Source organism: Xanthomonas rydalmerensis, from assembly GCF_033170385.1.
In the GTDB taxonomy this organism is placed as follows: domain Bacteria; phylum Pseudomonadota; class Gammaproteobacteria; order Xanthomonadales; family Xanthomonadaceae; genus Xanthomonas_A; species Xanthomonas_A rydalmerensis.
In genome coordinates, this window is record NZ_CP126170.1 from 555,899 (window position 1) to 582,309 (window position 26,411).

21 protein-coding genes are annotated in these 26,411 nt (G+C 68.6%); 14 read left to right on the plus strand and 7 right to left on the minus strand.

Annotated features, from left to right (window positions below):
• Positions 1-10 precede the first annotated feature (10 nt).
• A complete protein-coding gene (locus QN245_RS02440) occupies positions 11-457 on the minus strand; it encodes a GatB/YqeY domain-containing protein (RefSeq protein WP_160968795.1) in 447 nt (148 codons plus the stop codon).
• Positions 458-705: 248 nt separating this feature from the next.
• Positions 706-921, minus strand: coding sequence for a 30S ribosomal protein S21 (rpsU, locus tag QN245_RS02445; RefSeq protein ID WP_003465342.1), 216 nt, complete (start codon positions 919-921; stop codon positions 706-708).
• Between the two features lie 122 nt (positions 922-1,043).
• Between rpsU and tsaD the strand changes: the two genes are divergently transcribed.
• The 7 genes from tsaD (at position 1,044) to QN245_RS02480 (ending at position 10,112) form a co-directional block, all read left to right on the plus strand.
• Positions 1,044-2,126, plus strand: coding sequence for a tRNA (adenosine(37)-N6)-threonylcarbamoyltransferase complex transferase subunit TsaD (gene tsaD, locus QN245_RS02450; protein WP_317844460.1), 1,083 nt, complete (start codon positions 1,044-1,046; stop codon positions 2,124-2,126).
• A gap of 89 nt (positions 2,127-2,215) precedes the next feature.
• The gene (gene folB / locus QN245_RS02455; RefSeq protein WP_160968792.1) at positions 2,216-2,569 is read left to right on the plus strand and encodes a dihydroneopterin aldolase; all 354 of its coding nucleotides are present in this window, start codon (positions 2,216-2,218) and stop codon (positions 2,567-2,569) included.
• A complete protein-coding gene (locus tag QN245_RS02460; protein WP_425612902.1) occupies positions 2,566-3,885 on the plus strand; it encodes a mechanosensitive ion channel family protein in 1,320 nt (439 codons plus the stop codon). Before folB ends, QN245_RS02460 begins: the two co-directional genes overlap by 4 nt.
• Positions 3,886-3,964: 79 nt before the next feature.
• Positions 3,965-5,413, plus strand: coding sequence for a circularly permuted type 2 ATP-grasp protein (locus QN245_RS02465; RefSeq protein ID WP_317844461.1), 1,449 nt, complete (start codon positions 3,965-3,967; stop codon positions 5,411-5,413).
• Positions 5,413-6,354 (plus strand): alpha-E domain-containing protein, encoded by a 942-nt coding sequence (locus QN245_RS02470; protein WP_160968786.1) that lies wholly within the window; start codon positions 5,413-5,415, stop codon positions 6,352-6,354. Before QN245_RS02465 ends, QN245_RS02470 begins: the two co-directional genes overlap by 1 nt.
• A gap of 255 nt (positions 6,355-6,609) precedes the next feature.
• Entirely contained in the window at positions 6,610-8,784 is a 2,175-nt protein-coding gene (locus QN245_RS02475; RefSeq protein WP_317844462.1) for a glycoside hydrolase family 3 N-terminal domain-containing protein, read from the plus strand.
• A gap of 182 nt (positions 8,785-8,966) precedes the next feature.
• A complete protein-coding gene (locus QN245_RS02480; RefSeq protein WP_317844463.1) occupies positions 8,967-10,112 on the plus strand; it encodes a PQQ-dependent sugar dehydrogenase in 1,146 nt (381 codons plus the stop codon).
• 581 nt (positions 10,113-10,693) lie between these two features.
• Here the strand turns inward: QN245_RS02480 and QN245_RS02485 are convergent.
• Positions 10,694-11,002 (minus strand): hypothetical protein, encoded by a 309-nt coding sequence (locus QN245_RS02485; RefSeq protein ID WP_184447394.1) that lies wholly within the window; start codon positions 11,000-11,002, stop codon positions 10,694-10,696.
• A 168-nt stretch (positions 11,003-11,170) separates the two neighbouring features.
• Here QN245_RS02485 and QN245_RS02490 point away from each other — a divergent pair, with 168 nt between their 5' ends.
• The gene (locus tag QN245_RS02490) at positions 11,171-11,674 is read left to right on the plus strand and encodes a CcdC protein domain-containing protein (protein WP_184447393.1); all 504 of its coding nucleotides are present in this window, start codon (positions 11,171-11,173) and stop codon (positions 11,672-11,674) included.
• A 130-nt stretch (positions 11,675-11,804) separates the two neighbouring features.
• Here the strand turns inward: QN245_RS02490 and QN245_RS02495 are convergent, their stop codons facing one another.
• The 4 genes from QN245_RS02495 to QN245_RS02510 all read right to left on the minus strand — a co-directional run bounded on the left by QN245_RS02495 (position 11,805) and on the right by QN245_RS02510 (position 16,524).
• On the minus strand, positions 11,805-12,302 hold the full coding sequence (locus tag QN245_RS02495) for a hypothetical protein (RefSeq protein WP_184447392.1): 498 nt from the start codon (positions 12,300-12,302) through the stop codon (positions 11,805-11,807).
• Between the two features lie 87 nt (positions 12,303-12,389).
• A complete protein-coding gene (locus tag QN245_RS02500) occupies positions 12,390-13,685 on the minus strand; it encodes an APC family permease (RefSeq protein ID WP_317844464.1) in 1,296 nt (431 codons plus the stop codon).
• Positions 13,682-14,500, minus strand: a complete 819-nt coding sequence (locus tag QN245_RS02505) for a L,D-transpeptidase family protein (RefSeq protein ID WP_317844465.1) — start codon at positions 14,498-14,500, stop codon at positions 13,682-13,684. Before QN245_RS02505 ends, QN245_RS02500 begins: the two co-directional genes overlap by 4 nt.
• A 1,028-nt stretch (positions 14,501-15,528) precedes the next feature.
• Entirely contained in the window at positions 15,529-16,524 is a 996-nt protein-coding gene (locus QN245_RS02510) for a LacI family DNA-binding transcriptional regulator (RefSeq protein ID WP_317845286.1), read from the minus strand.
• Positions 16,525-16,926: 402 nt separating this feature from the next.
• Between QN245_RS02510 and QN245_RS02515 the strand changes: the two genes are divergently transcribed.
• The 6 genes from QN245_RS02515 to xylA all read left to right on the plus strand — a co-directional run bounded on the left by QN245_RS02515 (position 16,927) and on the right by xylA (position 26,411).
• Positions 16,927-20,058 carry a TonB-dependent receptor gene (locus QN245_RS02515; RefSeq protein WP_184447389.1) on the plus strand — a complete coding sequence of 1,044 codons (3,132 nt, stop codon included), beginning with the start codon at positions 16,927-16,929 and terminating at the stop codon, positions 20,056-20,058.
• Positions 20,059-20,152: 94 nt separating this feature from the next.
• Entirely contained in the window at positions 20,153-20,911 is a 759-nt protein-coding gene (locus tag QN245_RS02520; protein ID WP_184646320.1) for a SapC family protein, read from the plus strand.
• A 20-nt stretch (positions 20,912-20,931) separates the two neighbouring features.
• Positions 20,932-21,933 (plus strand): cupin-like domain-containing protein, encoded by a 1,002-nt coding sequence (locus tag QN245_RS02525; protein WP_184646318.1) that lies wholly within the window; start codon positions 20,932-20,934, stop codon positions 21,931-21,933.
• A gap of 13 nt (positions 21,934-21,946) precedes the next feature.
• Positions 21,947-23,476: a tryptophan halogenase family protein gene (locus tag QN245_RS02530; protein WP_317844466.1), complete on the plus strand. Its 1,530-nt coding sequence runs from the start codon at positions 21,947-21,949 to the stop codon at positions 23,474-23,476.
• 54 nt (positions 23,477-23,530) lie between these two features.
• Entirely contained in the window at positions 23,531-25,033 is a 1,503-nt protein-coding gene (xylB, locus tag QN245_RS02535) for a xylulokinase (protein ID WP_317844467.1), read from the plus strand.
• A 43-nt stretch (positions 25,034-25,076) separates the two neighbouring features.
• Positions 25,077-26,411, plus strand: a complete 1,335-nt coding sequence (xylA, locus tag QN245_RS02540; RefSeq protein WP_317844468.1) for a xylose isomerase — start codon at positions 25,077-25,079, stop codon at positions 26,409-26,411.

The following is a 26,411-nucleotide window of genomic DNA, read 5'->3' on the forward strand; positions in this document are numbered from 1 at the left end:
GGCAGTCCGGTCAGCCTGCCAGCTGCTGCTTGACCAGCACCGACACCTGGCCCATGTCGGCCTTGCCGGCCAACATCGGCTTGAGCACGCCCATCAGCTTGCCCATGTCGGCCGGGCTGGCGGCGCCGGTCTGCGCGATGGCCGCCTGGATCGCGGCGACGATCTCGGCTTCGCCCATCTTGCTCGGCAGGTAGCGCTCGATCACCACGATCTCCTCGCGCTCCACCTTGGCCAGGTCGTCGCGGCCGGCGGCCTCGTACTGGCTCACCGAGTCCTTGCGCTGCTTGACCATCTTGTCCATCACCGCGATCACCGCGGCGTCGTCCATTTCCACGCGCTCGTCCACTTCCTTCTGCTTGATCGCGGCGTTGATCAGCCGGATCACGCCCAGGCTGTGCTTGTCGCCGGACTTCATCGCGGCCTTCATGTCGTCGGTGAGCTGCTGCTTGAGGGTCATGAGGGGCTCCACAGGGATAGAGAAAAGGGGAAGGGCATTCTAGGCAGGCGCGCTGGCGTGGGCCGTGTGGCCGAGGCGGCATACGGGCGCCGAGGGAACAGGTGCGCGACCGGGATCCCGCGCAGGGCGGAGCGCCTGGTCAAAACCGCAGACGCACAAAAAGCCGGCGACGCTTGCGCGTGCCGGCTTCGTGGGCTTACCGTAGCGGATGCCGAAACCGGCACACCCGCTACCGCAGGCCGCGATCCTCAGTACAGACGCTGGCGCTTGGTGACGTCGCGCGAGGTGCGACGCAGCTGGCGCTTCACCGCGGCAGCGGCCTTGCGCTTGCGTTCCTGGGTCGGCTTTTCGTAGAACTCGCGCTTGCGGGTTTCGGCCAGCACGCCGGCCTTTTCGCAGGTGCGCTTGAAGCGACGGAGCGCAAACTCGAAGGGCTCGTTCTCGCGGACTTTAACGCTGGGCATGGAATCTCCGGGACACAATGGTGACCGGGTCACGCCCGGCGAGCCGCACATTATAGCGACAGTTTTCGCGGCTGCAAGCACCCCGTTTGGCCTGCCGCCGATTCGGCCGCACAATGCAGCGTATGAACGTTCTTGGCATTGAATCCAGTTGTGACGAAACCGGCGTCGCCGTCTACGACACCAGCCGCTCAGGGGCGGCCGCGCTGCGCGCGCACGCACTGTATAGCCAGATCGCGCTGCACGCCGAGTACGGCGGGGTGGTGCCGGAGCTGGCCAGCCGCGACCACGTGCGCAAGCTGCTGCCGCTGATCCGCCAGACCCTGGCCGAGGCCGGCCTGCAGGTGCGCGACCTGGACGGGGTGGCCTATACCGCCGGCCCGGGCCTGGTCGGCGCGCTGCTGGTCGGTGCCGGCGTGGCGCGGGCCCTGGCCTGGGCGCTGGAGGTGCCAGCGATCGGCGTGCACCACATGGAAGGCCACCTGCTGGCGCCGCTGATGGAGGATCCGGACCCGGTGCACGGGGCGCCGGCGCCGCCGTTCGTGGCGCTGCTGGTGTCCGGCGGCCACACCCAGTTGATCGCGGTGGAGGCCATCGGCCGCTATCGCCTGCTCGGCGAGACCCTGGACGATGCGGCCGGCGAGGCCTTCGACAAGACCGCCAAGCTGATGGGCCTGCCGTATCCAGGCGGCCCGCAACTGGCGGCGCTGGCCACCCAGGGCACCCCGGGACGGTTCCGCTTCGCCCGGCCGATGACCGACCGGCCCGGCCTGGACTTCAGCTTTTCCGGGCTCAAGACCCAGGTGCTGCTGGCCTGGCGCGACAGCGACCAGTCCGAGGCGGTGCGCGCCGACATCGCCCGCGGTTTCGAGGATGCGGTGGTGGACACGCTGGCGATCAAGTGCGAGCGCGCGCTGGAGGCGGCCGGCAGCGACACCATCGTGGTGGCCGGCGGCGTCGGCGCCAATCTGCGCCTGCGCGCCAAGCTGCAGGCGATGGCGCAGGCGCGCGGCGGCCGCGCCTGCTTCCCGCGCCCGGCGCTGTGCACCGACAACGGCGCGATGATCGCCTTCGCCGGCGCCCTGCGCCTGCAGTCCGGGCTGCACGACGCCGCATCCGCGGTGCAGGTGACGCCGCGCTGGGACATGGCCACGCTGCCGCCGTTGGCGGCGGCGCGAGATTCGGGAGTGGGGATTGGGGATTCGTAACGCGGCTCCGCTCCTGCCTCTACTTTTGCTTTGCTTTCGCCTTTCGCTCTTACCATTCCCCAATCCCCATTCCCCAATCCCGGCTCCTCATGGATAAAGTCTTCATCGAAGGTCTGGAAATCGACGCGCTGATCGGCATCTACGATTGGGAGCGGCGGATCCGGCAGACGCTGCGCTTCGATCTGGAAATGGGCTTCGACAACCGCAAGCCCGCGGCCAGCGACGACATCGCCGACACGCTCAACTACAAGGCGGTGAGCAAGCGCCTGGTGCAACTGGTCGAGCAGTCCGGCTACGGCCTGGTCGAGACCCTGGCCGAGCGTTGCGCGGCGGCGGTGCTGGACGAGTTCGACGTGCAGTGGCTGCGGCTGAAGCTGAGCAAGCCGGGCGCGGTGCGCGGGGCGCAGGCGGTGGGGGTCATCATCGAGCGCAGCCGCGCATGAGGGTGCAGGCGTTGTCGCCGTTCGCCAGCGCCGCGCCGACGGCGGCGCCCGGCGCGAACTTCTTCGCCCACCTGCAGCACACGCTGGCGCCGTACCCCTGGGCCTACGACGCGATGGTGATCGCGGCGCTGCTGCTGGCGGCGTGGCTGGCCAACTGGGTGACCAAGCGGATCCTGCTGCGCGGGCTGCGGCGGGCGCTGCGCGCCACCGTGCTCAGCGACAAGGAGGTGAAGCTGAGCGTGATCCCGCGCCTGGCCAACGTGATCCCGGCATTGGTGCTGTCGCTGGGCATCGGCGCGATGCCGCACCTGCCGGCGGCGATGGTCAGCGTGGTGCGCAACGTCTGCGCCGCCTTCATCGTGCTGACCGTGGCGCTGGCGGTGTCGCGCGTGCTGGACCTGCTCAACCACGTCTACGAGCGGCGCCCGGATGCGCACAACAAGCCGATCAAGGGCTACATGCAGTTGCTCAAGATCGTGCTCGGCGTGGTCGCGGCGGTGCTGATGGTGTCGGTGCTGGTCGACAAGTCGCCGGTGATCCTGCTGTCGGGCGTGGGCGCGATGATGGCGGTGCTGATCCTGGTGTTCCAGGACACCCTGCTGTCGCTGGTGGCCAGCGTCACCATCAGTTCCAACGACATGGTCCGTGTCGGTGACTGGATCGAGATGCCGCAGCAGAACGCCGACGGCGACGTGATCGATATCGCGCTGCATACGGTCAAGGTCCAGAACTGGGACAAGACCATCACCACCATCCCGACCAAGAAGCTGATCAGCGACTCGTTCAAGAACTGGCGCGGGATGAGCGAGGCTGGCGGGCGCCGGATCAAGCGCGCGCTGTACCTGGACCAGCACAGCGTGCGCTTCCTCGACGCCGCCGAGATCGAGCAGATGCGGCAGTTGACCGTGCTGCGCGAGTACATCGACCGCAAGCGCGACGAGATCGGCGCCTGGAACGGGGCGCTGGCCGAGCGTGGGGTGGCGCCGATCAACGGCCGCCGGATCACCAACCTCGGCACCTTCCGCGCCTACGTCGAGCACTACCTGCGCGCCAGCCCGCACGTGCGCCAGGACATGACCCTGCTGGTGCGGCAACTGGAGCCCGGCGCCAACGGCCTGCCGCTGGAGCTGTACTGCTTCGCCAACGACACCCGCTGGGCGATGTACGAGCAGATCCAGGCGGACCTGTTCGACCACCTGCTGGCGATCCTGCCCAACTTCGACCTGCGCGTGTTCCAGGCCTCCAGCGACGCCATGTTCATGGACAGCGCACGCATCCGCCGCGCCCCGGACGCCGTGCCGCCGCCGTCCGCTTGACGGCCGTCACGTCTGCGGGCATGTTGCGGGACAACATGCCGGCGCTTCTCGCCGCCGGCCCGCAGCAACAAGGGGCGCGATGGACTGGAGCAAGTACCGCACGGCCACCTACGACGAGCTGATCCAGTCCGGTGGGCAGCCACGTCCGGCTGCGCGCCGGGTCATCGAGTACCTGTCCAGCCTCAGCGGACGCGAATTGTCCGAACGCCAGCTCGCCGCCGACGTCGCCGCGCGGGTCATGGGCATCACCTTCACCGTCTACTCCGACGGCCGCAACGTCGACCGCACGCTGCCGTTCGACCTGATCCCGCGGGTGATCCCGCTGCACGAATGGCAGCGCACCGAGGCCGGGCTGAAGCAGCGCATGCGCGCGCTCAACCTGTTCATCGGCGACATCTACGGCGCCCAGCGCATCGTCAAGGACAAGGTGTTCCCGGCGATGCTGCTGGAGCACTCGGTGAACTTCCGCCCGCAGTGCGTGGGCATCACGCCGGCGCTGGGGGTGTGGGCGCACGTGTGCGGCTCGGACCTGGTGCGCGACGCCGACGGCACCCTCTACGCGCTGGAGGACAACCTGCGCATCCCCAGCGGCGTGTCGTACATGCTCGAGAACCGCATGGTCGCCAAGCGGGTGTTCCCGGAGCTGTTCGAGACCAGCGCGATCCTGCCGGTGGACGACTACCCGGCGCAGCTCTACGACACCCTGGCGGCGCTGTCGCCGCGTCCGGGCGACCAGCCGGTGATCGCGCTGCTGACTCCGGGCATCTTCAACAGCGCCTATTTCGAACACGCCTACCTGGCCCAGGCGATGGGCATCGAACTGGTCGAGGGCGACGACCTGTTCGTGGCCGACGACGATTGCACCTACATGCGCACCGTGTACGGGCCGCGCCGGGTCGACGTGATCTACCGCCGGGTCGACGACCTGTTCCTGGATCCGGAGGCGTTCCGCGCGGACTCGGTGCTGGGCGTGGCCGGGCTGATCCGCAGCTGGCGCGCCGGCAAGGTGGCGCTGGCCAATGCGCCGGGCGCCGGCGTGGCCGACGACAAGGTGGTGTTCGCCTACGTGCCGAAGATGATCCGCTACTACCTGGACGAGGAGCCGATCCTGCCCAACGTGCCCAGCTACCTGTGCCACGACGACAGGGACCGCCAGTACGTGCTCGAGCACCTGGACGAGCTGGTGGTGAAGCCGGCCAACGAGTCCGGCGGCTACGGCATGCTGATCGGCCCGCGCTCGACCACGCGCCAGCGCGAGCAGTTCCGCAAGCTGATCCTGGCCGACCCGCGCAACTACATGGCGCAGCCGACCCTGGGCCTGTCCACCGCGCCGATCGTGACCGACGCCGGGCCGGCGCCGCGGCACCTGGACCTGCGCCCGTTCATCCTGTCCCGCGACGACGTCTACGTCACCACCGGCGGGCTGACCCGGGTGGCGATGGAGGAGGGCTCGCTGGTGGTCAATTCCTCGCAGGGCGGCGGCGCCAAGGACACCTGGGTGGTGGACCTGGACGAGGAACTGGACTGATGCTCTCGCGCGTTGCCGACAACCTCTACTGGTTCAGCCGCTACGTGCGCCGCGCCGAGACCACCGCGCGGCTGGTCGGCGTGGGCAGCCTGCTGCAGCTGGACCTGCCGCGCTCGGTGCGCTTCGCCTGGCGGCCGATGATCGACACGGTCGGCGCCGGCGAGATCTTCGCGCTGTGGTTCCCCAACGCCGGCGATGACGTCGGCGACGCCGACGTGGTGCGCTTCCTGCTGCTGGACGAACGCAATCCGTCCTCGCTGCGCACCTCGGTGCAGCACGCGCGCGAACTGCTGCGCGGCATCCGCGACACCCTGCCGCAGGAGATCTGGGAGGCGGTCAACGACCTGCATCTGTACATCGACGCCAACGGCGAGCGCAGCGTCGGCCGCCGTTACCGCATGGAGTTCCTGGGCCACGTCACCGACGCCTGCCTGAAGGTGTCCGGGCTGCTGACCGCCAACGTCAGCCGCGACATCGGCTTCCAGTTCCTGCGCCTGGGCACGGCGATCGAGCAGGCCGACATGACCACGCGCATCATCGATGCCGGCGCCTCGGGCCTGATCACCCCGCGCAAGGCCGACGACCGCGAGGCCTACCAGGCGATGCAGTGGATGAGCGTGCTGCGCGCGCAGGCCGCCTACCAGATGTACCGCCGGCACGTGCGGCAGCGCGTCACCGGCGAGCAGGCGCTGCGTTTCCTGCTGCAGAACAACGACTTCCCGCGCAGCGTGCAGTTCTGCCTGGTCCGCGCCCAGCACATCCTGCCGACCATGCCGCCGCGGCCGCCGGTGGAGCGCGCGCTGATGCGCATCAGCGGGCTGGTGCGCAATGCCGACCCCGCCTACCTGGCGCAGCACAACCCGGCCGGGTTCATGGACGAGATCCAGACCCACCTCGGCCACCTGCACAACGCCATCGCCGAGGCTTACTTCAGCTCCTGAGGTGCCCCGGGGCGCCGCCGGGCCTGAGGCCGGCGGCCCGGCGTGGCCCTTGCCAGCCGGGGCCTTTCTATGCCTAGCCCACCATCGCCTTCCCCTAGGCGGTGCACGTGCGTAGGCGTATGGTACGCGGCGGCCGCGCCGGACCCGGCCGGTAGACAGTTTTATGAATAGGCGATTCCGGCGCCGGAACTTGCCCCATCGACTGGCCGCAGAGCTAGAATTGGCGGCTATGTAAACGTTTTCTCAAAGGACCCCATGGCTTCGGATCGTATCGAATCGCTCATCGCCCGCATGACCGTCGAGGAGAAGGTCGGCCAACTCGGCGTTTTCGCCGACATGGTGCGCCCGTTCGCCCCCGACGTGAATCCGGAAGCCAATGTCCGCAATGCCGACGAGGTGCTGCAGCAGGTGCGGTCCGGTCTGGTCGGCTCGCTGTTCAATGGCGGCGGCGCCGAGTCCGGCCGCATGATCCAGCGCGCAGCGCTGGAGAGCCGTATGGGCATTCCCGTGATCCTGGCCGCGGACGTGATCCACGGCATGCGCACGGTGTTCCCGATCCCGCTGGGCGAGTCCGCCAGCTTCGAGCCGGACCTGGCCGAGCGCACCGCGCGCGCCACCGCGGTCGAGGCCACCGCCGCCGGCATCCATTGGACCTACGCGCCGGCGGTGGATATCGCCCGCGACCAGCGTTGGGGGCGCGGTGCCGAGGGCGCCGGCGAGGACGTGGTGCTGGGCTGCGCCTTTGCCGCCGCACGGGTGCGCGGCTTCCACGGGCCGGACCTGCGCGCCGACGATGCGCTGCTGGCCACGCCCAAGCACTTCGCGGCCTACGGCGCGGTCGCCGCCGGCATGGAATACGCCAGCGTCGACATCTCCCCGCAGACCCTGCGCGACGTGCACCTGCCGCCGTTCAAGGCCGCCTTCGAGGCTGGCGCGCTGAGCGTGATGACCTCCTTCAACGACATCAACGGCGTGCCGGCCAGCGCCAACCACGAACTGCTGACCGAGATCCTGCGTGGCGAATGGAAGTTCCGCGGGGTGGTGGTCTCGGACTACACCGCCGACATGGAGCTGATCGCGCACGGCTATGCCGCCGACGAGCGCGACGCGACCAAGAAGGCGTTCCTGGCCGGCATGGACATGAGCATGCAGAGCGGCTTCTACGCCGCGCACCTGCCGTCGCTGGTGGAGGACGGCGAGGTGCCGATGGCGCTGCTGGATGCGTCGGTGCGCCGCGTGCTGGAACTGAAGGAGGCGATCGGCCTGCTCGACGATCCGTACCGCTCGCTGGACCCGGCGCGCGAGGCCGACCAGTCGCACATCGCCGCGCACGATGCGCTTGCGCGCGAGGCGGCGCGGCGTTCGATCGTGCTGCTGAAGAACGACGGCCCGGTGTTGCCGCTGCGCAAGCAGGGGCAGAAGATCGCGCTGATCGGCCCGTTCGTGCAGGACCGCGACAACATCGAGGGCTGCTGGACCCTGTTCGGCGACAAGAGCCGCTACGTGACCCTGGAAGCCGGCGTGCGCGCCGCGCTGGACGACGCGCAGGCGTTGACTGTGGTGCCGGGCTGCGCGCTGGAAGCGCCGCTGGACGGCGGTATCGAGGCGGCCGTGGCCGCCGCGCGCGCCGCCGACGTGGTGGTGCTGGCGCTGGGCGAGCCGCAGCGCTACAGCGGCGAGGCGCAGTCGCGCACGCAGATCGTGCTGCCGCCGGCGCAGCAGGCGCTGGCCGAGGCGGTGGCCGCCACCGGCACGCCGCTGGTGGTGCTGCTGCGCAACGGCCGCGCGCTGGCACTGCAGGGCGCGGTGCGCGACGCCGCGGCGATCGCGGTGACCTGGTACCTGGGCACGCAGACCGGCCCGGCGGTGGCCGACGTGCTGTTCGGCGACTACAACCCGTCCGCGCGCCTGCCGGTGAGTTTCCCGCTCGACGCGGGGCAGCAGCCTTACTTCTACAACCACCCGCGCACCGGCCGGCCGGAACTGCCGACGATGAGCGAGTTCAAGTCGCGCTGGCGCGAGGTGCCGAACGCGCCGCTGTATCCGTTCGGCCATGGCCTCGGCTATACGCAGTTCGTCTACGGCGCGCCGCAGCTCGACCGCACCCAGGTCGGCTGGGACGATACCCTGACCGTGACCACCCGCATCGACAACGTCGGCGAGCGCGAGGGCGAGGAAGTGGTGCAGCTGTACATCCACGATCGCGTCGCCAGCCGGGTGCGCCCGGTGCGCGAGTTGAAGGCGTTCCGCAAGGTGCGGCTGGCGGCAGGCGAGGGCATGGAGGTCAGCTTCACTCTCGACCGCCACGCGCTGGCCTTCACCGGCCGCGACGGGCAGTGCGCGGCCGAGCCGGGCCTGTTCGACCTGTGGGTGTGCGCGTCGGCGGCCAGCGGCGAGCCGGTCGCGTTCGAGCTGCTGCCGCAGGCCTGAGCGCCGCGGCGCGGGAGTGCGGCAAGTCCTGCCGCCGCCGCGTCGATGGACGTGAATACGCGACGTGTCTACCGGACCCGTCGCCGTGACGTGACCGCGGCCACGCCCTGGCCGCGGCATGCTTGCCGTGCACGCGGCGTCTGCTAGGTTCGGTATTCGACCCCAACCGATAGGTGCACGTCATGCAACGGACTCCCCTGGGTTTGGCTTGCGCGCTGGCCATGGGCCTGGCGATCTCGGCGGCACACGCCGCACCCGCCGACAAAGCGGCCGAGCGGCGCGGCGACTGGCCGTTCTCGGCGACACCGGTCGCTACTTTCAACGAACCGTGGGCGATGAGCTTCCTGCCCGACGGCACCGCCTTGGTCAGCGAGAAGGGCGGCACGCTCAAGCGCATCGACCCGGTCAGCGGCCACACCGGCACGGTCAGCGGCGTCCCGGCGGTGGCCTATGGCGGCCAGGGCGGCCTCGGCGATGTGCTGCCGCATCCGGGCTTCGCCAAGAACGGCTGGGTCTACCTGAGCTACGCCGAACCCGGCAGCGGCGACACCCGCGGCGCGGCGGTGATGCGCGCCAAGCTGACGTTGGACACCAGCGGCGGTGGCACCCTGTCGCAGCAGCAGGTGATCTGGCGGCAGCAGCCCAAGGTGTCCGGCAACGGCCACTTCGGCCATCGCCTGGCGTTCGGCCCGGACGGCAAGCTGTGGATCAGCTCCAGCGAGCGGCAGAAGTTCGATCCGGCGCAGGACATGAGCGGCAATCTGGGCAAGATCGTGCGCCTCAACGACGACGGCAGCGTGCCGGCCGACAACCCGTTCGCCAACCGCGGCGGCGTCGCCGCGCAGGTCTGGTCGCTCGGCCACCGCAATGTGCTCGGCCTGGCCTTCGACGCCAATGGCCGGTTGTGGGAGCACGAAATGGGTCCGGCCGGCGGCGACGAACTCAATCTGATCCAGCGCGGCGCCAACTACGGCTACCCGATCGTGTCCAATGGCGACCACTACGACGGCCGCCCGATTCCCGATCACAGCACGCGCCCGGAATTCGCCGCGCCCAAGGTGAGTTGGACGCCGGTGATTTCGCCGGCGGGCTTCGTCATCTACAACGGCAGCCGCTTCCCGCAATGGCGCGGCAACGGCTTCATCGGCGGCCTGTCCTCGCAGTCGCTGGTCCGGATCGAGTTCAATGGCGAGACCGCACGCGAAGCGGCGCGCTACGACATGGGCCAGCGCATCCGCGAAGTGGAGCAGGGGCCGGACGGCGCACTGTGGCTGCTCGAGGATGGCGCGGGTGGACGCTTGCTGAAGTTGCAGCCGCTGGAGAGTTGATGCACGCGCCAGGCAGCGGCGGTTGCGTCGCTGCCTGGCGAGGGCATTCGTGCGCGTTGACGATGGTGCGATCCCGTGCGGTGTGGGTGGGCGTGCAACGTCACCCAGAAAGCAACACGGTTGTTCGATCTCTCGCAGGCAATGGTGCGGCCGACGGCCCTCTGTTCCGGCAGCCATTTACGAGAGACCGGGTGCGCGAGTGCAACAAAAACGCGACACCCAAAAACGCGACGCCCATGCGTCGTAGGAGCGGCTTTAGCCGCGACAGTTTTCTCGGGAAGGCCTATCGCGGCTAAAGCCGCTCCTGCAAGTTCTGATAATTGCGCGCCTGTGTTAGAGGCCGCCCGCCTTTTTTTGCGGACCACGTGCTCCGCGCCGCCGATGTGCTGACAAGCCGGAGCAACTCAAGCTAGGCCGCAATTCGTCGCCACATTCCCGGATGCAGGCATTGCATCCACGACAGCGTCGTAGGAGCGGCTTCAGCCGCGACGGTCTGATGGTCGATGCCACCTGCCGGTCGCAGCTGAAGCCGCTCCTACGCTGTTTTTCCTGCGGTCATCGGATAACGCGGAAAGCCGGCGTCATTCTCCGTTGCCAGCGCGCTCCCAGGCGCGCCGCACCGCGTGGCGGGCCTTGCTCCAGCTCAGCGTCTGCGAGCCCTTGTTCTGGTCCCAGTCGCGGTGCAGTTCCGCTTCCACCTGTTCGTAGGCGCGGTTGAAGTCGCGGATGCGCGCCTCGTGGCCGGCGTGGTAGGCGGGCTCGTAGTCTTCGAATCGCTCGCCTTCGCTGTAGTAGGGCTCGTCGGCGAAGCGATCGCGCCAGTACTGCGAGATAGTGCTGCGATCCTCGTCGTTGGGCGCGCGGCCGGGAATCTGATACGGAACGCTCATCGTGGGTCTCCGTTGCTGTGAATGCGCTCCACGCTAGCCAGGCGGCCGTTAATCCGGTCCCTGCGCGGCGTGATCGCGATATGAAACATTCATGCCTTCTGGCAGGCTGCGCCGGCGCGCCCGGTGGCTTACGATCCGCCGCTACCTCCCTCTCTTCCGGCACACCCCATGGCCGCCAACGGCATCGCCTTGTTGACCCCGTACCTAGCCACGGCCGGGGTCGGCTGGCTGTATTACCGGCGCATCCGCCGCTACTTCGGCCGCCAGCCCTGGCAGCCGCGGCGCACCGGTGTGCGGCTGGGGTTCCTGCTGCTGGTCGCGGCCCTGCTGACCTGGCTGGCCGCGCACTTGCCCGCCGTGCGCCTGGGCATGGCGCTGGGCGCGGTGGGCGGCGCCGCGCTGGGCGCCTTCGCCCTGCACCACACCCGCATCGAGCTGCAGGACGGCGCGCGCTGTTACACGCCCAACCCGTGGATCGGCGCCGCGCTGAGCGTGCTGTTGCTCGGGCGCCTGGCCTGGCGCTGGGCCAGCGGCGCGTTCTCCGGCGGCAGCGCGCAGACCCTGCAGAACGCCAGTCCGCTGACCATGAGCATCGCCGCGGCGCTGATCGCCTATGGGTTGGTCTACGCCGCCGGCCTGTTGGTGCGCATGCGGTCGCTACCGCCGGTCTGATGAGGGGCGCGCCCACAGATGACGACGCGATGGCAGTCTTCTCGCGGCGTTTAGGTCTCGCAGACCATCCAGCGCAACGACCTGTGCAGCATCGAGGTCTCGCGCAATGTACCCAGCCGCCGGCGTGGCCTCAGTGCGCGGCGGCAGCCGCTTCGTAGGGCAAGGCCGTGGTACCGGCCGCCTGCAGCGGCGCGTCGGCGGCGTCCAATTGTTCCGGCTCGCCTTCGATCACCACCAGGATGCGGCCGGCCTCGATTTCCTCTTCGAAGTTGCGTCGCACCGGGTCCGGCACGGTCGACCCGACCAGGGCCGAGGACCAACTGCCGACCAGGGCGCCAGCGATCGCCATGACCCCGGCGCCAGCCAGGGTGATGCCCAGCGGCGGCACCGCGATCGCCGCCAACCCGGCCAGCAGCCCGGCTGCACCGCCGCCCAGCGCGCCGCGCGCGGCGGCCGGCACGGTGTCGGTCTTGCCTTCCTTGCGGTCGTCGGGGATGGCTTCCAGCTCGATGTCGCCGCGGGCGACCAGCGACAGGTCGTCGTTGTCGAGGCCGGCGCCGCGCGCGGCCTGCAGCGCACGGGTGGCGGTGGGCAGATCCGGAGCGCTGTAGACGCGGCGTCGTTTCATGGCGGTCGGCTCTTGCTGGCGGGCATCCAGCGTCTGGGCCCCGCGGTTATCCGCGCGTGACCTGCGCGCAAGGCGGCGTGAAGGCGTTCACGCCGCGTCCTTGCGCGGGAATCGATAGAACAGCGCACCGACCAGCAGTGCCACGCCTGCCGCAGCCAGGTTCTGCCAGCTGGCGCTGAGCAGCAGCGCCAGCGCCAGCAACAGCGCCGCCAGCGGAATCAACGGCCCGCCCGGCAGGCGCAGCGCACCGGGCCGGTCACCATAGCGCCGCGCCAGCACCAGCACCGCCGCGGCGGTGCCGATGTAGGCGAACAGGCGGGTCACCATCGACAGCAGCGCCAACTGCACGAACGACCCGGACAGGGCCAGCGCCAGCGACAGCACGCCCTGCAGCAGGATCGCCGCGGCCGGCGTGCGGAAACGCGGATGCACCCGCGCCAGGAACGCCGGGCCGTAGCCGTCCTTGGCCAGCGCGAACAGGAAGCGCGGCCCCAGCATCACCGTGTTGCTGGTGGTGCCGAGGATGGAGATGGTGGCGCCCACGGTGAGGATCAGCGCCAGCGCCTCGCCGCCGAAGCCGCTGGCGGCATCGGCCAGCGGCGTCGCCGACTGCGCCACGTTGGGCAGCGTGCCCTGCGCCACCACCTGCACCGCGGCATAGATCAGGGTGACGGTGACGATCATGGTGATCAGTGCGAACGGCACGTCGCGGCGCGGATTGCGGTACTCGCCGGCGGCGGCCGGGATGTTCTCGAACCCGGCGTAGGCGAACAGCAGCAACAAGGCTGCCTCGCCCAGGTTGCCGACATCGCGCGGGTCCGGAGTCTTGCCCGAGAACGCCCACGACCAGTCCACGTAGAACACGCCGATCGCCACGAACAGCAGCAGCGGCACCAGCTTGCCGATCACCAGCGCCACGCCGGTGCGCGCGGCCGATTTCACCCCGATCACGTTGATCGCGGTGAGCAGACCGAGCGAGCCGACCACGATGCCCAGGCGTGCGCCGCCACCGGCCGCGGCCGGCCAGAAGCGCACCACCGCATCGGCCAGGCCGTTGCTCAGCGCGGCGGCCGAACTGATCCGGGTCAGCCAGATCATCCAGCCGATCTCGAAGCCGGCGAAACGGCCGAAGGCCTCGCGCGCATACAGATAGCTGCCGCCGGGTTCGTCGAAGTAGCTGGCGGCCTGCGCGTAGCACAGCACCAACAGCGCCACCGCCACGCCGGCCAGCAGCACCGCCCACAGGCTCAGCGGCCCGAGCAGGGCAGCGGTGGCCGCCGGCAGCAGATAGATGCCGCTGCCGATCACGTCGTTGATCGACAACCCGACGATCTGCCAACGGCTGACCGCACGCACCAGCTCGGGCGCGGGCGCCTGGCTCACGGTGCCGGCTCCACGGCCGGCAGCGCCCAGTCGGCCTGCAGGCGTTGGTAGGCACTGCGCGGCAGCAGCACGAACAGCGGGGCCGCGGACGGCTGCAGCCACGCCAGCAGCCGCTGCATGTCGGCCGGCTGCATCGCGGTGCAGCCGGCGGTGGGGGCGCCCGGGGCGCGCCACAGGTGGGCGAAGATGCAGCTGCCGGCGCCGGGCGTGGCTTGCGCGTTGTGCTGGATCACGAAGCCCTCGCGGTAGCGCTGATCACCGTCGTGTTGCAGGTCCAGGCGCATGGGTTCGGTGGACCCGGCCACCGCGGCGTTACCGACCTTGTCGGCGTCGACGATGCGGTTGTACAGCGGCGAGTCCGGCACATCGATGCAGTAGTTGCTCTGCTGCATCGCCTGGTAGGGCATGGCGCTGTCGATACGCGGCGCGTAGCCGAAGGCCTCGCCGATGGTGAACACCCCGGCCGGGCTGCGGCCGTCGCCTTCGCGCTTCTGCGGACCGTCCGCTTGTGCCGGATGCAGACCCAGGCCCCAGGCGCTGCCGTGGCGGCCGAGGCTCACGTCGAAGGCCTGCCCGTGCGCTTGCCAACCCTGCGCGTCGCGCTCGAATGCCTGTAGCCGCCCCTGCGGGCTATCCCAGTCCGGCGCTAGTACCAGGATCAGTTGCTGCGCGCGCTGCAAGGCGGGCGCGGCGCCGTTGTCGGCGGCCACGCCCGGCGCGGCGATCAGGAGGCACAGCAGGGCCAGGCCGATGCGCCAGGCGCGGTGGCGGCCGGCGTGCAGTGGCGTGGCAGGGGACCGATGGAGCAGGGGCATTGGCATCTCCGGTGGCGGCATGGGCGGGTGGGCGCGCCATGGGTGAACGGTAGCGCAGTTGCGAGGCGGATGGCGCGCGCTGGTGCCGCTCGCTTGCCGGCAACTCGGCCGATGCAGTGGATGGCGGGTGGTGTATGTGCTGGTGAAGTGTGGGCAGTGGTATCGGTGTTGTGTCGTGGGTGCCCATGCCGCACCACGGCAAGCTGATCCATGCCGTTGCCGTTGCCGTTGCCGTTGCCGTTGCTCCTGCTCCTGCTTTTGCTTTTGCTGTTGCTTTTGCTGTTGCTGTTGCTCTGGCTTTTGACTTGCCGGGTTCCCTTCCGAAGCGGCGGCCGGCCCGGGGAAAAACCCCGAAGGGGCGGCGCACAGGGACGTGCGCCGTTCGCGGCAGGGGCAGGATGCCCCTTCCGCGAATCCCCGGGGTGGACGCGGACCCGGAGCGCGTTAGCGCGGAGGGCGCGAGGCAGGGTGTGCTTTCTTTTGGTTACTTTTCTTTGCACAAGCAAAGAAAAGTAACTCGCCGTCAGGCGAAAGCTTTGCTCTTGCACTTGCTCTTGCTGCTGCCGCAGCTGGATTGCAGGAGCGACTTGAGCGGCGACAGGGATTATCGATCACGTCGGTCGCGGCTAAAGCCGCTCCTACAGTCTTTCTCCTCCGACTCAAGCTTGAAGCAACGGCAAAGGCTTTCGCCCTTTCGGGCGAGTTACTTTTCTTTGCTCGCGCAAAGAAAAGGTAACCAAAAGAAAGCGCGCCCTGCCTACGCGCCCTCCGCGCTGCGCGCTCCGGGTCCGCGAACCAGACGGGATCCGCGGAAGGGGCATCCTGCCCCTGCCGCGGACGGCGCACGTCCATGTGCGCCGCCCTTCGGGTTTTTCCCGCCTGGTTCGCCGCTTCGGAAGGGAACCCGGTAAGTCAAAAGCCAAAGCAACGGCAACAGCAAGAGCCACAACCACAGCAACAGCAACAGCAACAGCAACAGCCAAAGCGACACCTGCAACCGCACCGATAGCGCCGCCAGTGTGCTGGCCTCACGGCTCGCCCGATGGCGCGCGAACCGCCAGCGGCCGCGAGACGGAGTCGCGCGTGACCAGGCGGTGCGGCACTACGTGATTGACGCTGATGCGCTCGGCGCCAGCAGCCTGCCGGATCTCCCGCAGCAGCAGGTCGATCGCCGTGTCGGTCATGTCCGCCACCGGTTGATGGATGGTGGTCAGCTCCGGCCACACCATCGTCGCCGCCGACGTATCGTCGAACCCCACCACCGACAGATCCTCCGGCACCTTCAGGCGACGACGGTGCGCCACCGACACCACGGCCGAGGCCATGTCGTCGTTGCTTGCGAAAATCGCGCTCGGGCGCGCCTGCAAGGCCAACAACCGTTCGGCCGCCTCCAGGCCGGCGCGATAGGTGAAGTCGCCCGGCTGCACCAGCGCGGCGTCGTAGCCGATGCCGGCATCGGCCAGGGCATCCCGGTAGCCCTGCCAGCGGTGCGCACTGGCGGTCTGGTTCGGGTCGCCGGTGATGTAGCCGATGCGGGTATGCCCGTGCGCGATCAGGTGCGACACCAGGTCATGGCTGGCGCGGCGGTCGTCGATGCGCACGCAGGAGATCCTGTCGCTGAACCGGCCGGACGCGATGGAGACGACGGGAATCCCGGCGTCGGCGAACACGGCGACGATGGCCTTCGATTCGCACAACGGTGCCGGGAGAAGCACGCCCGCCACGCTGGTGCAGAGCGTGTGCGCGGCGGCGCGGCGTGCACGCGGACCCAACCCATCCCAGGTGGCGATCACCAACTGCGCCGCCGCGCGGGTGGATCCGCGCAGCGCGCCGACCAGCAGTTCGCGCAGATAGCTGGAACTGGGATTGGTATAGATCAACGCGATGCAGGTGTGCTGCGCCGCGGCGAGGGCGCTGGCGGCCGGGTTGGGCCGGTAATCCAGGGCGCGCACGCTGCGCATCACCCGCTCGCGCGTGCTCTCGCGTACGCCGGCATGACCATGGGTGACGCGCGAGACGGTCATCGGCGAGACGCCCGCATGCGCCGCGACGTCGTCGATGGTGATGGCGCTCCCTCTTCGACGCGTCGTTTTGGAGGTGCTCTTCAAGGAATGCGGTCCTTTGTTGCGACGCATGATGACAAGCGATATCCCAGGTGCGTAGTCTGCGCTCGACGCGATGATAGCGCTATCAATCAGCGGCAGTCGGGCTCGGGGGGAGCCTTTATCGCGCGTCGTCTGGCAATCCTGAAACGGAGTTTTGAGTCGCAGCGAACGCACAGCGCGCTGCGATGTTCGGCGTGGAAGACGGGCATCGCCCGTGCGTGCCTCTTGGGGGAGGGGCGATACATCCATCGATCGCATGTCAGAGGGGAGAGTCATGAGCGCTTCTATGTTTCGTCGTAGCCCAGACCTGGGGGCTCGTCCATGAGCCGCACACTGGCGAAGTTCAAATCCAGGGCCATGTTCACCTTCGTCGGTGGCGTCCTGGTCATCAATCCCGCATTCGCGCAGGACGCGTCGACGCCGGCACCGGCGGCCGAGCAACAGGCGCAGAGCAGCCCGACGCAGCTGGACACCGTGCAGGTCACCGGCCTGCGCAACAGCCTCAGCCAGGCGATGGACATCAAGCGCGATTCCGCGGGTGTGGTGGATGCCATCAGTGCCGAGGACATCGGCAAGTTTCCCGACACCAACCTGGCCGAGTCGCTGCAGCGCATCACCGGCATCTCCATCGAGCGACGCGACGGCGAAGGCGCACAGGTCACCGCGCGCGGCTTCGGCCCGCAGTTCAACATGGTGACGCTCAACGGGCGGCAGATGCCCGGCGCCGATGCGTTCGGCGCTGCCGGGCAGGTCGCCATTGGCGGTGTCGACGGCGGCACCCGCGCCTTCAACTTCGCCCAGCTCGCCGCCGAAGCGATCAATGGCATCGAGGTCTACAAGACCAGCCAGGCCAACATGCCCAGCGGCGGCATCGGCGCCACCATCAACATCCTGACTGCGCGTCCGTTCGACCACCAGGGCATCGTCGCCAGCGCCGGCGCCAAGGCGGTCTCCGACCGCAGCCAGCCGTTCGACGACGACCTGACGCCCGAACTGTCCGGCATCTTCAGCTACAGCAACCCGGACAAGACCTTCGGCGTCGGCGTGAGCGCGAGCTACCAGAAGCGCAAGGGCGGCTCGGTGCAGGCCACCGAGAACTACTGGAATGTGCAGCCGTGGACCGGCTCGATGCCCGGCAACCCGACCGTGGTCAACGCCCCGCAGGCCGGTGCGCTGTACGCACGACCGAACGACTTGCGCTATGCGTTCTCCGAGTTCGAGCGCGAGCGCGTCAACGGCCAGGCGGTGCTGCAGTTCGCGCCCACCGACAGCCTGACCTTGACCCTGGACTACACCTATTCGACCAACGAGATCACCGAGAATCGTGGCGAGCAGGGCATGTGGCTGCAGAACAGCAACTACACCGATGTGACGTTCGATACCAGCGGCGCGGTGGCCGTGCCGACCTACATCCGCGAAATCGCCGGCACCAAGGATTTCGGCCTCGAGCAGCAGCGCAGCATGCAGAAGTACAAGCTGGGTTCGCTCGGTCTGAACGCGGTGTGGAACGTGACCGACCGGCTCAAGCTCAGCTTCGACGCGCACGACTCGAAGAACGAAAGCCGCCCGAACGATCCGCTGACCGGTGGCGGCTCCATCTTCATGAGCATCGCCGGCACCAACAACTGCACCTCCGGTCCGCAATGCGGCGGGTCCTGGGTGCAGGAGCTGAACTTCAACAACGGCCTGCCGATCGGCACACAGGTCTGGTATCCGAGCGACGCCGACGCCGCGGCCAGGACCAACGGCGTGGTCAACCCGGGCTTCGTGCCGGGCGAGATCGGTACGCAGGTGCTGCGGGTCAACTCGCAGAGCCAGATCAGCCAGATCAAGCAGGCCCGCGTGGATGGCGAGTGGAGCTTCGACCAGGGCCGCTTCCAGTTCGGCGTGGACAGCAACAAGTCGACCACCCATCGCATCCAGGCCGCCGAGGCGTATTCCACCCTGGGCGACTGGGGCGTGGCCAATGTCGACCGGGATACCGCCGGCGGCCTGATGAACCTGATGCAGCCGGTCAACATCATCGGCCTGTTCCATGACTACGGCGGCAGCAGTTGGCCGGCATGGCGGGGCGATGCGGGCAGGCTCGCGGAATGGGCGGCCAGCCAGTACGGCGTCGGCCTGGGCGTGAGCCCGCAGCGCGCCGCCGACAACTTCGTGGAAGAGAAGACCCGCTCGGCCTATTTCCAGGTCGAGCTGGATGGCGAGCTGGCCGGCATGCGCACCAATACCCGGCTGGGCGTGCGCTACGAAACCACCGACGTGGTGTCGACCTCGGTCATCGCCACGCCCGAAGCGATCGAGTGGCAGTCCAACAACGACTTCCGCGTGGTGCTGTCCAACGAGCAGCAACCGTTCAGCGAAAAGACCAGCTACAGCTACATCCTGCCCAACCTCGATTTCAGCATCGATCTCAGCGAGACGCTGAAGGGGCGCGTCTCGTTCGGCAAGAGCATCGCGCGCGCGCCGATCGGCAACCTCTATGCCGGTCCCGGGGCACAGCAGCCGTTCGGCTCGGTGCTGATCGATCCGTCCTCGCGGGCCAGCGGCACCGCACAGAACCCGTCGTTGAAGCCGCTGGAGTCCGACAACCTGGACCTGGCGCTGGAGTGGTACTTCGCCGATGCGAGCTATCTGTCGGTGACGTACTGGAACAAGTCGGTCAACAATTTCGTCGGCAATACCGTGGTGCAGGAGACGCTGTACGGCCTGCGCGATCCGACCTCCGGTCCGGACGCGAGGACGGCCCTGGGGTTCCTCACCAGCGGTGCCTGCCTTGCCCAGGTCGGCCCGGCCAATGCGGCGGCCTGCTCGGCCAACGATACGTCGTTGTTCACTGCGCTGGCCTTGCTGCGCAACAACCCGGCCGGCCTGGCCGCCTACAACGGCACCGGCGCGCAGGTGCTGGCGACCGAAGCGGCCTACGATCTCTATGGCGAGGCCGACGATCCGTTGTACGAGTTCAACGTCAACCGCCCGATCAACCAGAACCAGGCCAAGCTGCATGGCTGGGAACTCGGCGGGCAGTACTTCCTCGGCGACACCGGGTTCGGCATCCTCGCCAACTACACCATCGTCAAAGGCGACGTCGGCTACGACAATGCCGGCGACCCCAGCATCGACCAGTTCGCGCTCACCGGCCTGAGCGACACCGCCAATGCGGTGCTGATGTACGAAAAGTACGGCTGGTCGGTGCGCCTGGCCTGGAACTGGCGCGACCAGTACCTGATCCTGGCCAACCAGGGCACCAGCCGCAATCCGTACTATGTGGAACCGTACGAACAGTGGGACCTCAGCGTGAACTACACGTTGAACGACAACTGGTCGTTCGGGCTGGAGGCGATCAACCTGACCGGCGAGGACGTGCGCTGGCGCTCGCGCACCTCGCAGATGATCGTCAAGCTGGCCGACCAGAGTCCGCGTTACATGCTGGGCGTTCGCTACAAGTTCTGAGGAAGGCGGAGAGGATCTCTTCGCATGTCGTCACGGGCGCCGCCGCGGTTGCGGCGGTGTCCCGTGCCAGGCTCCACCGGGAGTGCGCACCACCATGCCGCGTTACGAAATGCTCAACAACATCGCCCACCGCGACCTGCGCGTGGCCACCGACTTCGGCCCCGAGTTCGGCGATGCGGTGGGCATGGTGCCGGCCTACCCGAGCGAGTTCGCCGAGTTGCAGCGCGAGTATCCGATCTTCCTGCGCAAGGATCCGGCGACCGGCGCGTGGCAGTCCGTGGCGTTGCTGGGGTTCGAGCAGCACGAGAACCTGTTCCTGCACGAGCGGCGCTGGACGGCGTCGTATCTGCCCGGGGCGGCGGCCAAGGGGCCGTTCCTCATCGGGTTCCAGGAGCAGCGGATCGATGGCGTGCTCAGCCAGGAAGCGGTCCTGCACGTGGACATGGAGCATCCGCGGGTGACCGCGATGCAGGGCGAGCCGGTGTTCCTGCCGCAGGGCGGCAACACGCCCTATCTCGACCACATCGCCGGAGTGCTGCGCGGCATCCACGAGGGCCATGCGTTCGGCGCGGACATGTTCGCCGCGCTCGATGCACAGGGGTTGATCCAGCCCGTCGCGCTCGACGTGCAACTCGATGCGCAGCATCGGGTCGGCGTCAACGGCCTGCATGCGATCGACCGCGAACGCCTGGCCGGGCTGGACGGTCCTGCGCTGGCCGCGCTCAACCGCGCCGGCTATCTGGAGGGCGCGTACCTGATGCTGGCTTCGCTGCACAACATGCGCCGCCTGATCGCCGAGAAACAGCGACGCCTGCGCCTGCAGGATGCCGCCGGCGCGGCAGGCAGGAACTGAGCGTGCCGGACGGCGCGGCCATGCGGACACTGGAGGGCGTGCAGCCCACGGCCCTGCCATTGCAGGCGCTGGTGGCGGCCGGGGAACCGGTGGTCTTGCGCGGCATCGCGCGCGACTGGGGCTTGGTCCAGGCCGGCTTGCGCTCCACGCAGGACGCGTTGGCCTACCTGCGCGGTTTCGATGCGGGCGTGCCGGTTCCATATTCCTTCGGCGAACCCGGGATCGAGGGGCGCCCGTTCTACAACGCGGACTTCACCCAGTTGAATTTCGAGGTCCGGCGCGGACCGCTGACGCAGGTGCTGGATGCGATCGCCGCCGCCCTCGAGGATCCGCGGCCGCCCACCTACTATGTCGCGTCGCTGCCGATCGAGCGGGCGCTGCCGGGGTTCGCGCAGGCCAACGACGCCGGCCTGGCCGGGCAGGGCATCGATGCGCCGGCCAGCATCTGGATCGGCAACCGCGTCATCGCCTCCTGCCATTTCGACACGCCGGACAACCTGGCCTGCTGCGCCGTGGGCCGACGCCGCTTCACCCTGTTTCCGCCGGAGCAGATCGACAACCTGTATCCGGGACCGCTGGAACCGACGCCGGGCGGCCAGGTGGTCAGCGTCGTGGATGTCGATCGCCCCGACTTCGCGCGTTATCCGCGTTTCCGCGATGCCCTCGCCAGCGCGCAGCACGTCGAGCTGGAGCCGGGCGATGCGCTGTTCATCCCGAGCATGTGGTGGCACCACGTGCGCAGCCTGGCGCCGTTCAACGTGCTGGTGAACTACTGGTGGCGCAGCGCGCCTGCCTTTTTGCCCTCGCCGCTGACGGCGCTGCAGCACGCGATGTGGGCGCTGCGCGATCTGCCGGCACGCGAGAAGCAGGCCTGGGCGAAGCTCTTCGACTACTACGTGTTCGGTCCCGGCGAACGTGCAGGCCAGCACCTGCCCGAGGCAGCCCGGGGCGAGCTGGCCCCGTTCGACGAGGCACGGGCGCGCCGCACGCGCGCGCAGTTGCTGGCGCGGCTCAACCGCTGATGGGAGCATCGACTTGACTCTCGCCACCACCACGGACGGGCGCATCCGCAAGGTCGTCATCGCCGGCGGCGGCACCGCTGGCTGGCTGGCCGGCTGCGCGCTGGCCCACCAGTTCCGCGATCGCCTGGACATCACCCTGGTGGAGTCCGAGCAGATCGGCACGGTGGGCGTCGGCGAGTCGACCGTGCCGCCGATCCGCACCTTCCACCGCTTCCTGCAGATCGACGAGCAGGAGTTCCTGCGTGCCGTGGCCGGCACGTTCAAGCTGTCGATCTCGTTCGAGCATTGGCGCCGCCCCGGCGATCGTTTCATCCATCCGTTCGGCACCATCGGACAGGGCACCTGGGCCACGCCGTTCCATCATTTCTGGCTGGACAGCCTGCGCCGCGGCATGCCGTCGGACCTGGGCGATTTCTGCCTGGAAAGCATCGCCTCGCGCGGCGACAAGTTCGCGCTGGACACCCAGCCGCAGGTCAGTTACGCCTACCACTTCGACGCCGCGCTCTACGCGAAATTCCTGCGCAAGAAGGCCGAAGCGCATGGCCTGCGCCGGATCGAAGGACAGATCCGCGAGGTGCGGCAACATGCGCATGACGGCTCCGTCGCGTCGTTGCTGCTGGAAGACGGGCAGGTCATCGAGGGCGACCTGTTCATCGACTGCACCGGCTTCCGTGGCCTGCTGACCGAGCAGACCCTGCACACCGGCTACGAGGACTGGCACGACTGGTTGCCCAGCGATCGCGCCGTCGCGGTGCAGACCGAGGCGGTCGCGCCGCCGGTGCCGTATACCCGTGCCATCGCGCACGAGGCCGGGTGGCGCTGGCATATCGCCCTGCAGCACCGGGTCGGCTGTGGGCTGGTGTTCTCCAGTCGCCACATGTCCGACGACGAGGCGCACGCCAAGCTGCTGCGCGACGTCGACGGCCCGCCGCTGCGGGATCCGTGGCTGGTGCCGTTCCGCAGCGGGCGCAGGTTGCAGGCATGGAACAGGAACGTGGTGGCGCTGGGCCTGGCCAGCGGCTTCATCGAGCCGCTGGAATCGACCAGCATCCACCTGACCATCAGCGCCGTGGTGCGCCTGATCCAGCTGTTTCCAAGCGAGGGCATCAGCCCGGCGCTGGTGGAGTTGTACAACACGGTCAGTCGCCAGGAGATGGAGCACGTGCGCGACTTCATCATCCTGCACTACCACGCCACCCAGCGCGACGAGCCGATGTGGAAAGCCTGCCGTGAGATGGCACTGCCCGAGTCGCTCGCGCTCCGGCTGCGCGCCTGGCGCGAACGCGCGCACGCCTGGCAGGACCCCGGCGAACTGTTCCGCGTGGATTCGTGGACCAGCGTATTGCTGGGACAGGGCATCCAGCCTGGACCGCCGCACCCGCTGGCTGCCGCCATCGACGACGCGGACCTGCGCACGCTGTTGCTGCGGATCCGCCAGCCGCTGCAGCAGGCCAGCGCGGCGATGCCGTCGCAGGCGGAGTTCATCGAACGCTATTGCAAGGCGGCGCCCGACGTCTGGCAACGGAGCGTTTCCCTGGCGTAGCAGCACATTGCTGTCGCTCAAAAATGATAGCGCTAACTAGAAGGCGGAGACGACGTGGAAGAGAGGGAGCTGGTGGCCGGAATCGATGCGGGAACGCAGAGCCTGAAGGTCGTGGTCTACGACCCGGTCGGGCGCAGCGTCGTGGCCAGCAGCAGTGCGCCGCTGGATCTGCATTCCGCCGCCGATGGCAGCCGTGAACAGCGGCCGGCCGACTGGATCGCGGCCCTGCAGGCCTGCTTCCAGGCGATCGATCCTGCGCTGCGATCGCGCCTCGCCGCGCTGGCGGTCTCGGGCCAGCAGCACGGCTTCGTTCCGGTCGATGCGGCGGGCGAGGTGCTGGCACCGGCCAAGCTGTGGTGCGACACCAGCACCTCGGCCGAGTGCGGGCAGATCATGGACGCGGTCGGCGGCGCGGTGCGCACCATCGCGCTGGCGGGCAACCCGATCCTCACCGGTTACACCGCCTCCAAGCTGCCCTGGACCAAGATGCACCGGCCCGAGGTCTATGCACGGCTCGCCACCATTCTGCTGCCGCACGACTACCTCAACTTCGTGCTGACCGGCCAGCGCTTCTGCGAATACGGCGACGCGTCGGGTACGGGCTGGCTGGACGTGCGCACCCGCACGTGGTCGGCCGAACTGCTGCGTGCGACCGATCCGCAGCGCGATCTGGCGGACTGCCTGCCGCGCTTCGCCGCGCCGGATGCGGTGTTCGATATCGACCCGGCGGCCGCCCGCCTGCTCGGCGTGCCGACGACGCTGAAGGTCGCCGTCGGTGGCGGCGACAACATGATGGCGGCGATCGGCACCGGCTGCGTCGTGCCCGGTCGCCTGGCGATGAGCCTGGGCACCTCCGGCACCTTGTTCGCCTATTCCGACACGCCGGTGGTCGACCCGGACGGCGCGTGGGCCGCGTTCTGCTCTTCCACCGGTGGCTGGCTGCCGCTGATCTGCACGATGAACTGCACCGTGGCGACCGAACAGGTCGCCGCCGCGTTCGGCTTCAGCACCCGCGATGGCGATGCGCATCTGCACGCCACCGCGCCCGGTGCCGACGGACTGGTGATGCTGCCGTTCCTCAATGGCGAGCGCACGCCGGACCTGCCGCTGGGCAAGGGCCTGCTGGCGGGACTGGACACGACCAACATGACCCCGGCCCACCTCTATCGCGCGGCGATGGAAGGGGCGACCTACAGCCTGAAATACGGCTTCGACGCATTCGTGCGCGCGGGCATGCAGTTCGAGCGCATCGTGCTGACCGGCGGCGGCAGCAACAGCGGCGCATGGCGGCAACTGGTGGCCGATGTGTTCGGCCTGCCGGTGGACGTGCCCACGCAGCCGGAAGGCGCGGCGTTCGGTGCGGCCCTGCAGGCGCTGTGGGCCATCGGCCTGGCGCGCGGCGATGCCGCGTCCATCGCCGACATCGCGCAGCGGCATGTGGCGGTGGATCCGCAGCGGTCCGCCCGCCCGGATCCGGCGCGCACCCAGGCCTATGCCGCGGCCTATGCGCGCTTCCTGCGCCATCTCGATGCCTGCATGCCGCTGTTCCGCGGCTGATTCCCTTTTCGCACTCCCTCCCACCACGACAGGAACCCGCACCATGCACACCCAGCCCTTTATCGGCGCCAAGGAATACTTCCCCGGCATCGGCCGCATCCCGTTCGAAGGCCGCGGTTCGGACAACCCGCTCGCCTTCAAGGTCTATGAAGCCAACAAGGTCGTCGGCGGCAAGACCATGCAGGAACATCTGCGCTTTGCGGTGTGCTACTGGCACACCTTCTGCAACGCCGGGCAGGATCCGTTCGGCCCGGGCACGCGCCACTTTCCCTGGGAGGTGGGCGCGCCGATGGCCAGCGCCGAAGCGAAAGTGGATGCGGCGTTCGAATTCTTCACCAAGCTCGGCGTGCCGTACTGGTGCTTCCACGACATCGACCTGGCGCCGGACGCCGACGATGCCGCGCAGTACGAGAAGAACCTCAAGCACATGGTGGGCCTGGCCAAGGCGCGCCAGGACGCGACCGGGATGAAGCTGCTGTGGGGCACGGCCAATCTGTTCTCGCATCCGCGCTACATGAACGGTGCCGCGACCAATCCCGATTTCGCCGTGGTGGCGCGTGCCGCCGTGCAGGTGAAGGCGGCGCTGGAGGCGACGGTGGAACTGGGCGGCGAACACTACGTGTTCTGGGGCGGCCGCGAAGGCTATGCCTCGCTGGCGAACACGCAGATGCAGCGCGAACTCGACCACTTCGCGCGCTTCCTCACCATGGCGCGCGACTACGGCCGCAGCATCGGCCTGAAGGGCAACTTCCTGATCGAGCCCAAGCCGATGGAGCCGATGAAGCACCAGTACGACTTCGACAGCGCGACGGTGACGGGTTTCCTGAAGCAGCATGGGCTGGACAAGGACTTCAAGCTCAACATCGAGGCCAACCACGCCACGCTGTCCGGCCACACCTTCGAACACGACCTGCAGGTCGCCTCCGACCACGGCCTGCTGGGCAGCATCGACGCCAACCGCGGCAATGCGCAGAACGGTTGGGATACCGACCAGTTCCCGACAGACCTGTACGACACCGTGGGCGCCATGCTGGTGGTGCTGCGCCAGGGCGGCCTGGAGGGCGGCCTGAACTTCGACGCCAAGGTGCGCCGCGAGTCCACCGAGCTCGAGGATCTGTTCATCGCCCACATCGGCGGCATGGATGCGTTCGCACGCGGGCTGGAAGTCGCCCATGCGTTGCTCAACGACTCGCCCTGGGAACAGTGGCGCCAGGAGCGCTATGCCAGCTTCGACAGTGGTGCCGGCAAGGAGTTCGCGGGCGGCGCGCTCGGCCTCGCCGAGTTGGCCGCATTGGGCGCGAAGGGTGGCGAGCCACGGCAGATCAGTGGCCGGCAGGAGCGCTACGAGAACCTGATCAACCAGTACCTGCTGCGCTGA

Bases quoted from the DNA above. Each gene is read 5' to 3' on its own strand.
- QN245_RS02510 (WP_317845286.1), bottom strand. From the start codon at position 16,524: ATGACCGTCTCGCGCGTCACCCATGGTCATGCCGGCGTACGCGAGAGC.
- tsaD (WP_317844460.1), top strand. From the start codon at position 1,044: ATGAACGTTCTTGGCATTGAATCCAGTTGTGACGAAACCGGCGTCGCC.
- QN245_RS02515 (WP_184447389.1), top strand. From the start codon at position 16,927: ATGAGCCGCACACTGGCGAAGTTCAAATCCAGGGCCATGTTCACCTTC.
- QN245_RS02460 (WP_425612902.1), top strand. From the start codon at position 2,566: ATGAGGGTGCAGGCGTTGTCGCCGTTCGCCAGCGCCGCGCCGACGGCG.
- QN245_RS02465 (WP_317844461.1), top strand. From the start codon at position 3,965: ATGGACTGGAGCAAGTACCGCACGGCCACCTACGACGAGCTGATCCAG.
- QN245_RS02480 (WP_317844463.1), top strand. From the start codon at position 8,967: ATGCAACGGACTCCCCTGGGTTTGGCTTGCGCGCTGGCCATGGGCCTG.
- QN245_RS02485 (WP_184447394.1), bottom strand. From the start codon at position 11,002: ATGAGCGTTCCGTATCAGATTCCCGGCCGCGCGCCCAACGACGAGGAT.
- QN245_RS02520 (WP_184646320.1), top strand. From the start codon at position 20,153: ATGCCGCGTTACGAAATGCTCAACAACATCGCCCACCGCGACCTGCGC.
- QN245_RS02470 (WP_160968786.1), top strand. From the start codon at position 5,413: ATGCTCTCGCGCGTTGCCGACAACCTCTACTGGTTCAGCCGCTACGTG.
- QN245_RS02505 (WP_317844465.1), bottom strand. From the start codon at position 14,500: ATGCCCCTGCTCCATCGGTCCCCTGCCACGCCACTGCACGCCGGCCGC.
- QN245_RS02495 (WP_184447392.1), bottom strand. From the start codon at position 12,302: ATGAAACGACGCCGCGTCTACAGCGCTCCGGATCTGCCCACCGCCACC.
- folB (WP_160968792.1), top strand. From the start codon at position 2,216: ATGGATAAAGTCTTCATCGAAGGTCTGGAAATCGACGCGCTGATCGGC.
- QN245_RS02475 (WP_317844462.1), top strand. From the start codon at position 6,610: ATGGCTTCGGATCGTATCGAATCGCTCATCGCCCGCATGACCGTCGAG.
- QN245_RS02440 (WP_160968795.1), bottom strand. From the start codon at position 457: ATGACCCTCAAGCAGCAGCTCACCGACGACATGAAGGCCGCGATGAAG.
- QN245_RS02490 (WP_184447393.1), top strand. From the start codon at position 11,171: ATGGCCGCCAACGGCATCGCCTTGTTGACCCCGTACCTAGCCACGGCC.
- QN245_RS02525 (WP_184646318.1), top strand. From the start codon at position 20,932: ATGCGGACACTGGAGGGCGTGCAGCCCACGGCCCTGCCATTGCAGGCG.
- xylA (WP_317844468.1), top strand. From the start codon at position 25,077: ATGCACACCCAGCCCTTTATCGGCGCCAAGGAATACTTCCCCGGCATC.
- rpsU (WP_003465342.1), bottom strand. From the start codon at position 921: ATGCCCAGCGTTAAAGTCCGCGAGAACGAGCCCTTCGAGTTTGCGCTC.